Raw genomic sequence first — 13,715 nt, forward strand, 5'->3', positions numbered from 1 at the left:
GCTAATCTAGTAGGCAACCATGAGTACTCCTAGCCGTTCTGATAAACCAGCTCCACGTGCCCAGTCGGGAAACCACCACTCCGGCCACCGCAATTCCGCCAGGCCACAGCGCTCTGGCAAACCTGCTAAGGACACGCGTAAAAAGGAGCTCTACCAGCTCGCTGATCAATTGCCGATTCGGGAGGCTCAGTCCTTCCGACGCCGGCTAAAGCGAGCATCCGCGCCGAAGGCGCTGTCTGCAATCTCTGCAGACCTCGACTTTGCGCTGGAGCGGTTAGAAGATCGTCGTAAAGCGATTCCTCGCATCACCTACCCTGCCCAGTTGCCGGTGTCCGCGCGCCGCGACGACATTGCAGAGGCAATTGAAAACAACCAGGTCGTCATTATTGCTGGTGAGACTGGCTCTGGTAAGACTACGCAGATCCCGAAGATATGCCTCGAACTGGGACGCGGCGTGCGGGGCAAGATTGGTCACACTCAGCCACGTCGTATTGCGGCGCGTTCCGTCGCGGAGCGCATCGCTCATGAGCTGGGCGAAAAGATTGGACAGCACGTCGGCTATGCAGTGCGTTTTGATGATCGCGTGAGCAAGGATACCTGCATCAAACTGATGACCGACGGTATCCTGCTGGCCGAAATTGGCCGCGACCGACTGCTACGCGAGTACGACACCATCATCATCGATGAGGCGCACGAGCGCAGCCTCAACATCGACTTCCTGCTGGGATATTTAAAGCATATTCTGCCGCAGCGTCCAGATCTGAAAATCATTATCACTTCCGCGACGATTGATCCGGAACGGTTCGCTCGTCATTTCGCGCCTGACGACGAGCACCCTGCGCCCATCATCGAGGTGTCGGGGCGCACCTACCCGGTGGAAATCCGCTATCGCCCGCTGGTGCGGACCGTTGTTGCGAAGAATGGGCAGGAAAAGGAAGTCGCCATCGAGCAGATCGATGGTGTAATCGCTGCGTGTGAAGAGCTGATGCGGCTTGGCGACGGCGATATCCTGGTGTTCTTTTCGGGTGAGCGAGAGATCCGAGAAGCTGCCGAAGCCATCGAGGGCAAACACTGGAAAGGTGTAGAAGCCGTTCCACTATTCGGTCGGCTATCTAATGCAGAGCAGCATCGGATCTTCACTCCGCATTCCGGGCGTCGCATTGTGCTGGCGACCAACATTGCGGAAACGTCGCTGACGGTCCCTGGTATCGAGTATGTCGTCGATACTGGTACCGCACGCATTTCCCGCTACTCCACCCGCACGAAGGTGCAGCGCCTGCCAGTTGAGGACATCAGCCAGGCATCCGCGAATCAGCGCTCTGGACGCTGTGGCCGTGTAGCTGATGGTGTGGCGATTCGTCTCTACAGCGAAGAGGATTTTCTCTCGCGCCCCGAGTTTACGGATCCGGAGATTCTGCGCACCAATCTCGCTTCGGTTGTACTGCAAATGATTTCACTGCGGCTTGGCGCGATTGAGGACTTCCCCTTTGTCCAGCCACCAGAGCACAAAGCAATCCGCGATGGCATTAACCTGCTCACAGAGCTTCAGGCTATTACCACCACGTCGGGGTCTGATGCCCCCGAGCTGACGGACATCGGCCGACAAATTGCCCGTATCCCAGTCGACCCGCGTCTTGCCCGCATGCTGGTCGAAGGGTACGAGAACACCACTCTTGGGGCGGTAACCGTCATTGTCGCCGCTTTGTCTCTGCAGGATGTTCGCGAACGTCCACTGGAGTTCCAAGCTCAGGCAGATCAGCTACATGCCCGTTTTAAGGACACCACCAGCGACTTCAACTCCCTACTGAAGCTCTGGGAGTACCTGGAGGAAAAGCGTCGCGAGCTTAGCGGTAACCAATTCCGCAAGATGTGCAAGCGCGAGTACCTCCACTATCTGCGCGTTCGCGAGTGGCAGGACTTGGTGCGTCAGCTCCACCAGGCAACGGCCGAGCTGGGCTGGCATCTTTCGGCCCGCAGCTCAACCAACGGTGTCGACAATCCCGACGAGGTGGCAAAGTCACTGTTACCGGGTCTGTTATCGATGATTGGTACGCGCGAGGGCGAGGGCAAGGAATTTACTGGCACCCGCAACACTAAGTTCCTCATTCACCCCTCGTCCGCGTTGGCAAAGAAGCCGCCTCGCTGGGTGATGGCTGCGGAAATCGTCGAGACCTCGCGCACTTTTGCGCGCAACGTCGGCACGATTCAGCCGCAGTGGCTAGAGAAGGTAGCCCCTCATCTGCTCAAGCACCAGTACTCAAAGCCTCACTGGTCTACTAAGCGCGGTGCAGCGATGGCTTACCAGAAGTCGACGCTCTACGGCGTGCCCGTGGTGGTTGACCGTTTGATGCCTTATCACCGAGTCAATGCCGACGCCGCCCGCTCGATCTTCATTCGCTCTGCGCTTGTCGACGGCGAATGGAACACACATCACGAGTTCTTTAAGAACAATCAAGACAAACTTGCCGAAGCCGAGAAGATCGAGGAAAAGCAGCGTTCCCGCGGCATTGTCGTCGATGACGACGTGCTCTACGCGTTCTACGACTCCAAGCTGCCCGCCTCTATCACCACGGCCACCAATTTTGACCGCTGGTGGAAGAAAACTAAGCCCAAGCAGCCAAATCTACTGGACTTTGATCCCAATAAGCTGCTCAACCCCGAAGCCGGCGACATCGACGACAACGCCTTCCCCGAAATGTGGCAGCAGGGCTCGGTCGATTTCTCTCTGTCCTATAAATTCGAACCGGGCGCCCCTGATGACGGTGTGACTCTCCGTGTCCCCGTGCCTCTTCTTGCAGGTCTGCGTGAAGATGGCTTCGACTGGCAGGTACCAGGTCTTCGCGCTGAGCTCGCGGAAGCCTACATTCGCACTCTGCCGAAGGCACTGCGGAAGTCCGTTGTCCCCGCCCCGGATTTCGCACGCCGCGCGCTGGAGACGATGACTCCGTACTCAGGCCGCTTCGTCGATGTTTTTGCCGATGCTTTACGACGACTCGGAGGCTCGGGCATCAATGGTGCAGACTTTGCCCCTTCGAAGCTGCCAGCACACTTGCGCTTTAACTACGCAGTGGTCGACCGCCATGGAAAGATCGTCGATCAGAGCCGAGATCTTGCTGCGCTTCGAGACAAGCATGCCTCGACGGTCTCAACTGCTGTGTCGAAACGTTCGAAGTCTGCAGCACGCGAAGCTGTGAAAAAGTGGACTTCAGAGAACTTGGGCGCCGTCTCATTAACGGTCAAAAGTAATGTCGACGGTCAGTCCGTCACGATGTATCCGACGCTGGTGACCACCAAGGATGGCGTGGCCATTGAGGTCAAACCAACTAAGGCTCAGGCTGAGGCGACGTTGGCGACCACAAACTTGACAATGCTATTGCGGGATTGCCCAGTAAATGGTGCACAAATGACTAAGGGGCTTCCACTCCAGCAACGTGTTGGCGTGGACGCATGGCCACATGGGGGCGCCGATGGGCTTGTCGAGGACTGCCGTGTCGCAGTGATTCGCGACCGTATGATGGCTGCCGGCGGCCCGGTCCGCGATCCGAAGGAATTCGACAAACTACTCGAACACGTTCGTTCTGGAGTCGCCTCAGAGGTGCGCCAATTGGTCGTCGGCGTTGCCCAGGCAATGCCTCGTTATGTCTCGGTGGTAAATCAGCTAAACAAGTGGGAAGGCGATGCTATTGACGATATGCGTCGCCAGCTGGAGTTCATGTTCCCTAAGGGCGCTGTGGCAAGGCACGGTTGGCAGCACCTACGACATTTGCCACGTTATCTCCAAGCGATGGAGATTCGGCTTGAGGAAATGAACCGTAACCCGGACCGTGATGCCGAACGTGAAGATGAGGTGACTGAGGCCCGCGAATACTTGGCGGCAAAGCTTCAGCAGCTGCCTAAGGCACGTTCGAATTCCGCGGAGGTACGGGATATTCAGTGGCTCATTCAAGAGCTGCGCGTCAGCCTTTTCGCACAACGGCTGGGTACCGCCCAGAGCGTATCCCTGACTCGAATAAAGAAACGTGTGGATAAACTGCGTTAGTTCTTTTTAACCTCGTTGCCATTAGCCTGCGGTCCTTTCCCCTTGCGCATGCTGGCAATCTCTTGCGCGAAATCGTCCGCGGAGGAAAAGGACTTGTACACCGAAGCGAAGCGGAGATAGCCAACTTCGTCCAGTTCTTTGAGCGGCTCAAGGATGGCAAGGCCGATATCGTTTGAGTCCACCCGGGGCGTGCCTTTCTCGCGGAGGCTCTCCTCCACTTTTTGTGCAAGTTTCTTCAGCTGAGACTCTGATACTTCGCGCCCCTGGCACGCACGTCGAACACCCTGGATGACCTTTTCACGGTTGAATTCCTCAGGGATTCCATCCCGTTTAACGACCATCAGCTGCGAGCGTTCAATCGTAGAAAAACGTTTGCCGCAATTCAGGCATTCCCTTCGGCGACGAATCCCCATACCGTTATCTATCAACCGTGAGTCCAAGACTCGTGTCTGATCATGATGACAAAACTGGCAATACACGGTCTCCAGTCTACGTCCCACCCCAACACCGGAAACTGGAATGATTATTGCGCGGAGTAGGAAGCGTACGTAGACGTAAAGGTGCTTTCGACCGCCTCACTTTGTCCCTGTTCAAAGACCATGCTGCCGAAAACTCCGAAGAAAGCACCAAGCCCTAGAGCCCATACCGCCATCAGGCGAGTCAGGTTAGTGCCTGCGGATACATCACTACGATTGGACTGCTGCGCCCTGCTAACGGATAGAGACGGACGCCCGTAGTTGACCGAGACATGACTGGGCCGCGACCTGTCCCTCCGCATTCGCGCCGATGAAGCCCCATTTCGATTGCGCTGTGCAATACGTGCACGCTGACCGGGCCGAACGATGTGCTGTGTGCAAGACGCACTACGTTCACCCCACACCAACGGGGCTTTCCGTGTCGTCCGAGCAGGGAGCTCGGAAACTTGAGAAAAGTCAATATCAGATGTGCTGCTAACACCAAGTGCGGTTGAAACCGTAGACATCATGTTTTCTCCCTTTCCAACGTTGACTCTCCCACCGTTGCCGGCCTGGAGAGAATAAGAGTTGTACGACCGTTTCCCGACGCTGTGGAGACTATGTCCAAGGGCGGATGCGGAGAATCCGTCTAGACCCTTTCATCAAACGACTGTTCGAGTAACTTGTCATGTTCGATTTATAACACCATGTTCGAATATTGTCTACTGCTATCCGGATTTATTTTCGATTTTCGACATCATCACCGCCTCCGAGCACGGATAATGTACACGTTTTCTAAAGAATTCAAGGGCGCACAGTGTTCGATGCTCGACGATTCGAACAGTTTTGAGTTATGATTCATTCGAAAGAGTTTGAGAAGGGATGTTCCATGGCTCAAAAGAAGAAAGCGAACCCTAAAACACTCACCGATCGGCAGCGTCGGATTCTTGACGTCATTTCGGATGCCGTCGTACTTCGCGGATACCCACCGAGCATTCGAGAAATTGGGGATGCTGTGGGCTTGAATTCCACCTCGTCGGTGGCATACCAACTCAAGGAGTTGGAGAAGAAGGGCTTTCTCCGCCGCGACCCACACAAACCCCGCGCGGTAAACGTAAGGGATTCGAAGTCCTCCGCTGGCACTTTCACTCCGGTAAAGCCTGGGCCAAAGGCTACTGGCACCACCCAAACTCCCGAGATGCCAGAGGACATGCCAGAGCCAATCTTCGTTCCTATCGTTGGACAGATTGCGGCTGGCAACCCTATTTTGGCGGAGCAGCATGTGGAAAGTCACATGGCACTTCCGATGGAGATTACGGGCTCTGGTCAGCTATACCTACTCAAGGTCGTGGGTGATTCCATGGTTGACGCGGGCATTCTCGACGGAGACTGGGTGGTAGTCCGTTCCCAAGACGTGGTCGAACAGGGAGATTTCGTTGCAGCCCTGTTTGAAGATGAAGCAACAGTCAAGGAATGGCACGAAGACGCTGCTGGCAAGTGGCTCATGCCCCATAATCGCGCCTTTGACCCACTCCCCGCGGAGCACGCCAAAATCCTCGGCAAGATTGTCAGCGTCCTACGCAGCCTCTAATTTCCCACATTTTCGTTGCCCGAAACAGACATAAACGGGCATACTGGGAACAGATAGTAAAGCTGAAATTTCTTAACAGCTAAGGAGCGGGGAATGTACGCAGAGGAACGCCGCCGGAAGATTGCGTCTTTGACAGCAGTCGAAGGGCGCGTGACGGTCGCTGATCTTGCGGAAGCTTTCGATGTCACAGCAGAGACGATTCGCCGTGACCTAGCTCAGTTGGATGCAGAGGGCGCAGTTCACCGCGTACACGGTGGCGCTGTGGCTACTCGTTCTTTTCAGACTGTTGAGTTTTCAGTTGCCGCTCGAAAGAACGCGCAAAAGGACGCGAAGCTCTCTATTGCCCGCTGTGCTGCGGATTTTCTGCCTGACTCTGGTGGTGGAATTTTTCTCGATGCTGGAACTACCACCGAGGCTCTTGCAGAGCTGATGGTCCACTCCCCTGATAACCGCCGTTGGTCGGTTGTCACAAACTCTCTTCCCAACGCCATCACACTCGCAGGATCGAACCGCATTGAGCTTCAACTCCTTGGCGGCCAAGTTCGCGTCATTACTCAGGCGGTTGCTGGCGATACGGCACTCCGCACTCTCGCGGTTATGCGTGCCGATGTCGCTTTCATTGGTTCTAATGCCTTGACAATTGACCACGGTCTTTCTACTGCTGATCCGCAGGAAGCGGCGGTAAAGCGCGCGATGATTACGAATGCGCGCAAGGTCATCGTTATGGCGGACTCGACGAAACTTGGCCGCGACTTTCTCGTCAGCTTTGCAGCATTGGAAGATATCGACGTCGTGATTACAGATTCCTCTGCCCCGGAACAGTTCGTCAACGATCTCAGGGAGCAAGGTGTCGAGGTTGTGGTTGCTTCATGATCCTGACCTTGACTGTAAATCCGTCAATCGATCGACTTGCTCGACTCGATACGGAGCTCAAGCGAGGTGGCGTGTTCCGCCTACCAATGGCTGAGGACATGGCTGGTGGCAAGGGAATTAATGTGTCCAAGGCGTTGCACTACGCCGGAGAAAAGACGCTCGCGCTCTACCCGGCATCGGACTCCGGAAAATTCACGCGCCTGTTGGAAGTCTCTGGCATACCCCATGAAGCCATCAACACGACTAACGAAGCCCGCGTTAATCTCACACTCGCAGAGCCAGATGGGACGACCACCAAGCTCAATTCCCCTGGCATGACATTGACGAAAGCGCACCGTAGGCGTGTCCTGGAGAAACTTATCCACCATGCTAAACACGCCACGTGGGTAGTTTTCGCAGGTTCATTGCCCCCTGGTGTCCCCAGGGATTTTTACGTTCAATGCACCGAGGCGGTGTATTCGGTCAACCCGAATATTCGTGTTGCTATGGATACGAGCGACGGCCCACTGACTGAGGTCGTTCGCGCATTTCCAAAGGTGCGACCTTTTTTGATGAAGCCGAACGCCTACGAACTTGGTCAAATCATTGATCAGGACGGCGAAGAACTTGAGGCCGCTGCAGCCGAAGGGAACTATCTTCCCGTAGCGCAGGCTGCTCGTGCGCTGAACGAGCTTGGCGTTTCCGAAGTCCTGGCCACTCTCGGCGAAGCAGGGGCGGTGCTTTCAGTGAAGTCAGGCGGTTGTTTCGCTGCTACCTCCCCCTCGATAGTCGCTCAGTCGACGGTCGGTGCTGGAGACTGTGCTTTGGCCGGCTACGTTATGTCCCGCGAACGCGGTGATAGCTACCAAGATGCACTAACCACCGCCGTAGCTTATGGGGCGGCGGCAACCAGCCTTCCCGGTACGACCATCCCCTATCCAGAACAGGTTCACCCCGAGGCCGGCCGGTTATGGCAGCTCGACACTTAGCTTTTCGATGCCTAGATAAGGAGCATTAGAAAACCATGTCTTCTTCGGCAGATTTTTCCGCTATTGCATCAGACCTAGCCGATGAGTCGACAGTGTTCCTTGACCTAGATATCGGTCCGCAAAAGGAGAAGATCCTTAACTATCTCATCGCTAAAGCTGTAGAGACCGGCCGCGCCACCGACAGCAACGGCATCGTCGCAGCAGCCCTCGAACGCGAAGAGAAGGCCCCGACAGGTCTGTCGGGAGGGATAGCCATCCCCCACTGCCGCCATGAGGACTGGTCGAAGCCGACCCTGATGTTTGCCCGCTTAACCAGCGCTACAGAATTCACCACACCAGATGGGCCGGCGGACCTGCTCTTTTTCATTGGTGTCCCATCTAGTAACAGCGATGTCCACGTCGATATTCTGGCCGCACTCGCAAAAGCACTTCGCGATAAGGGGTTTCGCGCAGCTCTTCGCGGTGCTGAAAGCGATGAAGAGACTGCCCGGATCATTAGCGAGCACGTCACCAAAGCGCCTCGTCGGAAAGCGAAAAAACCTCCGGCGAAGACCAATATCGTCGCCATCACGGCCTGCCCCACGGGCATCGCACACACTTATTTGGCAGCCGAAGCGCTTACTGGCGCGGCAGAAAGCATGTCTGATGTCACACTAACTGTAGAGACGCAGGGCTCGGCAGGAACCCAGGAAGCCCCCGCAGAGGCAATTGTCCGGGCCGACGTGCTAGTAATCGCAGCCGATATTGGGGTTACGGGGCTTAAGCGCTTCAGCGATAAACCACAGGTCAAAGTGCCAATTCGTAAGGCAGTCAATGAACCTACTGCGGTTATTAAACAAGCGAAGGCAAAAGCAGAACAATCACGGGTTCGCGCCTACGACCGAAAGGCGCCGCAACCTAAGGATGACCACGACAAGGAGGCCGGTTCGCAAACCGGTACTACAGGCGCAGACCCTTCATCTGAGAGGGTACAAGCAACTACGAAGGTGGGGGCACATAAATCATCGTTAGGCGGTGACAAAGCCTTCGGACACTGGGTTCGTGATGCCATTATGACCGGTGTCAGCTATATGGTGCCGTTCGTGGCCGCATCGGGGTTGTTGATTGCGCTGGGATTCCTCGTCGGCGGTCATCAGGTTGGTGTAGTAGCTGACGCCGTGACTAGGGATTTGCGGCTGCCGGAGATTATCGGACTCGATGCCCCGATTGCTGTGCCGACAGAAGATCTCGGCACCGTGCTAATTGATCGTAGTGGGCTGTGGCTGTATCTCGGCTCGGCGCTTTTTGCCATTGGCAACCACGGCATGCAGGTCATTGTGGCTGTAATGAGTGCTTATATCGCCTTTGGCATGGCTGGCAGAGCCGGCATTGCACCAGGCTTTATTGGCGGTGCCATCGCGGTCACGGTTGGCGCCGGCTTCCTTGGGGGCCTGGTGACAGGCATCCTGGCGGGACTAGTTGTAGCCCTACTGTTGAGGATGAAAGTCCCGGACTGGCTGCGACCGCTGATGCCGGTTGTCGTGATTCCTATGCTCGGCGCTATGTCCGTTGGGCTCACCATGTACCTGCTGCTCGGGATGCCGCTGGCGTGGCTGATGACGGCTCTGCAGCAGTGGCTGCAATCACTGGATACGACGGCGGCGTTCCTGTTCGGTGGTCTTCTCGGCGCAATGATGTGCGTGGATATGGGCGGAATGATCAACAAGGCTGCTTATCTTTTTGCCGTCGCAAACATCGCCTCAGCAGATCCCGCATCATGGAAGGTCATGGCCGCTGTGATGGCGGCGGGCATGGTACCTCCATTGGCTACATCTCTGGCAGTTGTGCTCCGACCAAAGCTGTTCAGTTCGGCGGAGCGTCAAAACGGCAAAGCGGGCTGGGTGCTCGGTGCGGCCTTCATTTCAGAGGGAGTAATTCCCTTCGCCGCCGCAGATCCGCTACGTGTGATTCCGTCGATTGTGATTGGCGGTGCCGTCACCGGTGGCACCTCAATGGCTTTGGGTGCGGCCACACGTGTTCCGCACGGAGGTATTTTTGTGCTGTTTGCAATCGACAACCCTGTCGCATGGCTTACTGCAATCGTCTTGGGCAGCATAGTGGCAGCAATTCTCGTTGTGGCAGCTAAAAGCCTGTGGCCGCGGCAAGTCAGCACCGATAATCAAAACCTAGAAGCGGACGTTTCAGCGGAAGCGTAGTTTTTACCGCACCGGCTGGTTTATCCCAACGAGCATTTCTACGATTTTCAGCAAACATTCCCCAACCCATCCGGGCAACCTATTAAGCTCAGAAATGGCATCGAGGAAATCGAGAAGCAGAAAGGCAGGATGCCGCTCGCATGGTTACTCAACATGTCCACGTCGGCTCCAAGGTGGGTATTCATGCCCGCCCTGCAACGGTCATCGCTGAGCGTGCCTCCCGTTTTCAGGAAGAAATTCTGGTCGAGCTCCTTGACTCAGACGAGCCCGACAACGAACCGGCCGATGCTTCATCCTCGTTGATGCTCATGGCACTCGGTGCCGAATTCGGCGATGAAGTCACTGTGACCAGTAGTAACGCGGTTGCGGTAGAGAAAATCGCCGAACTCATCGCCCAAGACCTGAGCGATTAAAAAGCAAAAGAGCTTAACGACGAAACATCGTGGCAACGGTCACGGGGTCCGTCGTTAAGCATTCGTGCGAGATTCTGCCCTGGACGGGTGGCCTACGAGCGGTTCTCGCCGATGCGATTGTAGAGCCAGTTCAAAATTGGATAGCCGATAATAATGCCGACCGACCCCCAAGCAATACCCTCCAGCGTCAGCGAACCAATGTCGAGGGTGAGGTTGCCGATACCCGCGATCAGCGCGGTGGCGGCAGCGGTGAGATTAACCGGGTTGTTGAAGTCGACCTTTTCGTCCATCCAGATGCGCACACCGAGCAAACCGATCAGGCCGTAGAGCACCATCGTTGCCCCACCGAGCACGCCGGTAGGAATGGTCAAGATGAGTGCGCCGAACTTTGGAATGAAAGCCAGTGCAATGGCGGTGAAAGCTGCCACCCAGTAAGCTGCGGTCGAATAGACACGGGTAGCGGCCATAACACCGATATTTTCAGCGTAGGTAGTGGTACCAGAACCACCAGCTGAACCGGCGATGGTGGTGGCTAGACCGTCTGCAATAAGAGCATCGCCAGCGATGTCATCGAGGTTTCGGCCGGTCATGGCAGCAACAGCCTTGACGTGACCGACATTCTCTGCGATGAGTACTACGATGACGGGCAGACCAATCAGCATCGCATTGAAGTGGAACTCCGGCGCGTGGAATGCGGGCAGACCAATCCAGGCGGCATTGCCGACAGTTTCTGTAGCCTCGGGCGAGAGATTTCCAGTGGCAGCGGCGAAGACCCAGCCGATTAGTACGCCGATAAGGACACCCAGACGGCTGACCATACCGCGGCCAGCGACGGTTGCGAAGACAATGGATGCCATCGTGACAAATGCGACCAACGGCTGAGTGGCGAAGTTCTCCGTGGCGGCAGGCGCCAGGTTAAGTCCGATGAGAGCGACGATGGCACCGGTTACTGCAGGTGGCATCACTGCATCGAGGACACGCTTGCCGGCGAACTTTACAACGCAGCCAACGAGCATGAGCGCGATGCCGGCGCAGAGCACGACACCGAGCTGAACACCAATACCCTGCGCCTGTGTCGCGGTCAGTGGTGCGATGAAGGCAAACGACGAGCCCAGGTAAGAGGGCAAGCGGTTTCGGGTGATTAGCAGGAAGACAATCGTGCCGATACCCGAGAACAGCAGTGTGGTATTGACTGGGAAACCAGTCAATAGCGGCACCAGAAGAGTTGCACCAAACATGGCAATGACGTGCTGTGCGCCAATGCCAATTGTACGAGGCCAATCGAGGCGTTCGTTGGGAGCCACCACGGCTCCCGGTGCAATCTTTCGACCGTCACCGTGAATATCCCAACCGAAAAGACGGCCACGTTCGGCGTTTTCAGCAGGCGGATTTGCGGAGGTTCCCTGTTGGGTCTCCGCGTCAGAAGTAGAATTCATGGTTGTAATGCTAGTGGATGCCCACCGCAGATCACGCCACGGATACAGCATTAAACCCAGGACTGCCGGAGCTCTTTGTCGCTCTCCCTATTCCAACTCCGCTCGCCCTATTCCGACTAGCCGTCGTTGCTACTATCCTCATTCGCGTCGGCCGAGAAGTCAGTATTCTCTGCAGGTTCGATGTGGTATGCCGACAGTTCATCCGCGAGGCTAGTGGGCAAACGCACATCCATCTGGGTGCCTTGCTCTGTCCATGTCTCCGACAGCACGGTCGCATCTTCGTGGAGCATGGAGACAATATTGCCCTTGTCATAGGGGATCAACATGTGGACGTGAGACTCCAGCTCATTGAGTGCAAGCTCGAGTCGGGTCTCCAGTTCACCGATCCCCTCACCCGTTCGCGCAGAGACAAAGACCGCATCATCGAGCTGGTGGCGCAGTTGCGCCAGAGTGATGCCATCGGCCTTGTCCACCTTGTTGACTACCAACAGCTCGGGCGGAATCTCGGCCTTTTCTTCCTCCGCGATTTCGTTGATGACTTTGTTGACAGCCTTAATCTGCTCCAGCGGGAATGGGTCAGAGGAGTCTACGACGTGCATGATGACGTCGGCTTCGAGCACCTCTTCCAAGGTCGAGCGAAAAGCTTCAATGAGCTGCGTCGGCAAGTGGCGAACAAATCCGACCGTATCGGTCATAATCACCGTGCGACCGTCGCGAAGCTTGGTGCGACGAGTCGTCGGATCCAGCGTCGCAAACAGCGCGTCTTCCACCAGCACACCAGCGCCTGTCAGTGCGTTGAGCAACGAAGATTTACCCGCGTTGGTGTAGCCGACAATTGCCACGCGCGGCAGGTGTCCAGCCTTACGACGTGCGCGTTTAATCTCACGCGCAGTCTTCATGCCAGCTAATTCCTTGCGGATTCGCGCCATATCTTGGCGTAGGCGCTGACGATCGGTTTCGATCTTAGTTTCACCCGGACCACGCAGACCCACGCCGCCGTTGGAGCCCGCGCGACCACCAGCCTGACGCGATAGGTTGCCGCCCCAGCCGCGCAGACGCGTGTACAGGTACTGCATTTGTGCCAGCGAGACCTGCGCCTTGCCCTCCTTGGACTTCGCGTGCTGAGCAAAGATATCCAGAATCAGCATGGTGCGGTCAATAACCTTGGCGTCAAGGCGATCCTCCAGCGCCACCAACTGGCCGGGAGACAGCTCACCGTCGCAAATAACTGTATCTGCGCCGGTAGAGGCGACAATATCGCGAAGCTCGTTGAGCTTGCCGGATCCCACGTAAGTACCAGGGTCCGGCTTATCGCGACGCTGCAGCACCATCTCTAAAACTTCCGAACCTGCAGTCTCTGCCAGTGCGGCGAGCTCCTCCATCGCCACTTCGGCTTCCTGCAGGGTCCCGGATGTCCAGACACCGAGCAGCACAACGCGTTCCAGTCGGAGCTGACGGTACTCGACCATCACTTCTTCAGACTCAGTATGTGCTACTGACCTGGTCAGCCGGCGCAGAGAGGAACGCGCCTCCAGATCCAAATCACCGACGGTAGGTTCCCTTTGCGTGCCGACGTTCGTTGCGAACGCATCCCCGGAGGCACTATCAGCGTTTTCGCCAGCATCATTAGCGTCGATGAAAAAATCGTCCATCTCGTGCGAGGTGCGAGCTTGCTGCGACGTTTCGCCGCTGACCTCATCAAAGTTGTTGGAAAAATTCGTCATACTAGCTGCTATTGTCGCATG

At 56.3% G+C, this 13,715-nt stretch carries 9 protein-coding genes; 6 read left to right on the forward strand and 3 right to left on the reverse strand.

All coding sequences use genetic code 11. From position 1 onward, the window contains the following. Positions 1 to 19: 19 nt before the first annotated feature. Complete coding sequence (gene hrpA, locus HMPREF2562_RS02070) at positions 20 to 4,039, forward strand: ATP-dependent RNA helicase HrpA (protein ID WP_083295684.1); 4,020 nt, start codon at positions 20 to 22, stop codon at positions 4,037 to 4,039. Here the strand turns inward: hrpA and nrdR are convergent. Further along, positions 4,036 to 4,518: a transcriptional regulator NrdR gene (gene nrdR, locus HMPREF2562_RS02075; RefSeq protein ID WP_042388651.1), complete on the reverse strand. Its 483-nt coding sequence runs from the start codon at positions 4,516 to 4,518 to the stop codon at positions 4,036 to 4,038. The genes hrpA and nrdR overlap by 4 nt on opposite strands. 865 nt (positions 4,519 to 5,383) lie before the next feature. Between nrdR and lexA the strand changes: the two genes are divergently transcribed. From lexA to HMPREF2562_RS02100, 5 genes are all read left to right on the forward strand, one after another. After that, positions 5,384 to 6,085, forward strand: coding sequence for a transcriptional repressor LexA (lexA, locus tag HMPREF2562_RS02080; RefSeq protein WP_016422629.1), 702 nt, complete (start codon positions 5,384 to 5,386; stop codon positions 6,083 to 6,085). Positions 6,086 to 6,178: 93 nt separating this feature from the next. Further along, positions 6,179 to 6,958 (forward strand): DeoR/GlpR family DNA-binding transcription regulator, encoded by a 780-nt coding sequence (locus HMPREF2562_RS02085; protein ID WP_016422628.1) that lies wholly within the window; start codon positions 6,179 to 6,181, stop codon positions 6,956 to 6,958. Further along, positions 6,955 to 7,926: a 1-phosphofructokinase family hexose kinase gene (locus HMPREF2562_RS02090; RefSeq protein WP_016422627.1), complete on the forward strand. Its 972-nt coding sequence runs from the start codon at positions 6,955 to 6,957 to the stop codon at positions 7,924 to 7,926. The genes HMPREF2562_RS02085 and HMPREF2562_RS02090 overlap by 4 nt, the downstream gene beginning before the upstream one ends. Positions 7,927 to 7,961: 35 nt before the next feature. Next, positions 7,962 to 10,121 (forward strand): PTS fructose transporter subunit IIABC, encoded by a 2,160-nt coding sequence (locus HMPREF2562_RS02095; protein ID WP_049189641.1) that lies wholly within the window; start codon positions 7,962 to 7,964, stop codon positions 10,119 to 10,121. A 140-nt stretch (positions 10,122 to 10,261) separates the two neighbouring features. Beyond that, entirely contained in the window at positions 10,262 to 10,534 is a 273-nt protein-coding gene (locus tag HMPREF2562_RS02100) for an HPr family phosphocarrier protein (protein ID WP_016422625.1), read from the forward strand. Positions 10,535 to 10,626: 92 nt separating this feature from the next. Here HMPREF2562_RS02100 and HMPREF2562_RS02105 read toward each other — a convergent pair whose 3' ends face one another. Beyond that, positions 10,627 to 11,970 carry a uracil-xanthine permease family protein gene (locus HMPREF2562_RS02105; protein WP_224433128.1) on the reverse strand — a complete coding sequence of 448 codons (1,344 nt, stop codon included), beginning with the start codon at positions 11,968 to 11,970 and terminating at the stop codon, positions 10,627 to 10,629. 116 nt (positions 11,971 to 12,086) lie between these two features. Continuing rightward, entirely contained in the window at positions 12,087 to 13,694 is a 1,608-nt protein-coding gene (gene hflX / locus HMPREF2562_RS02110) for a GTPase HflX (RefSeq protein WP_141744759.1), read from the reverse strand. Positions 13,695 to 13,715: the final 21 nt, after the last annotated feature.

The organism is Corynebacterium sp. HMSC077G07, from assembly GCF_001809225.1.
In the GTDB taxonomy this organism is placed as follows: domain Bacteria; phylum Actinomycetota; class Actinomycetes; order Mycobacteriales; family Mycobacteriaceae; genus Corynebacterium; species Corynebacterium jeikeium_D.

Excerpts from the sequence above, each read along its gene's own strand:
- hrpA (WP_083295684.1), top strand. The coding sequence starts at position 20 with ATGAGTACTCCTAGCCGTTCTGATAAACCAGCTCCACGTGCCCAGTCG.
- lexA (WP_016422629.1), top strand. The coding sequence starts at position 5,384 with ATGGCTCAAAAGAAGAAAGCGAACCCTAAAACACTCACCGATCGGCAG.
- HMPREF2562_RS02085 (WP_016422628.1), top strand. The coding sequence starts at position 6,179 with ATGTACGCAGAGGAACGCCGCCGGAAGATTGCGTCTTTGACAGCAGTC.
- HMPREF2562_RS02090 (WP_016422627.1), top strand. The coding sequence starts at position 6,955 with ATGATCCTGACCTTGACTGTAAATCCGTCAATCGATCGACTTGCTCGA.
- HMPREF2562_RS02095 (WP_049189641.1), top strand. The coding sequence starts at position 7,962 with ATGTCTTCTTCGGCAGATTTTTCCGCTATTGCATCAGACCTAGCCGAT.
- HMPREF2562_RS02100 (WP_016422625.1), top strand. The coding sequence starts at position 10,262 with ATGGTTACTCAACATGTCCACGTCGGCTCCAAGGTGGGTATTCATGCC.
- HMPREF2562_RS02105 (WP_224433128.1), bottom strand. The coding sequence starts at position 11,970 with ATGAATTCTACTTCTGACGCGGAGACCCAACAGGGAACCTCCGCAAAT.
- hflX (WP_141744759.1), bottom strand. The coding sequence starts at position 13,694 with ATGACGAATTTTTCCAACAACTTTGATGAGGTCAGCGGCGAAACGTCG.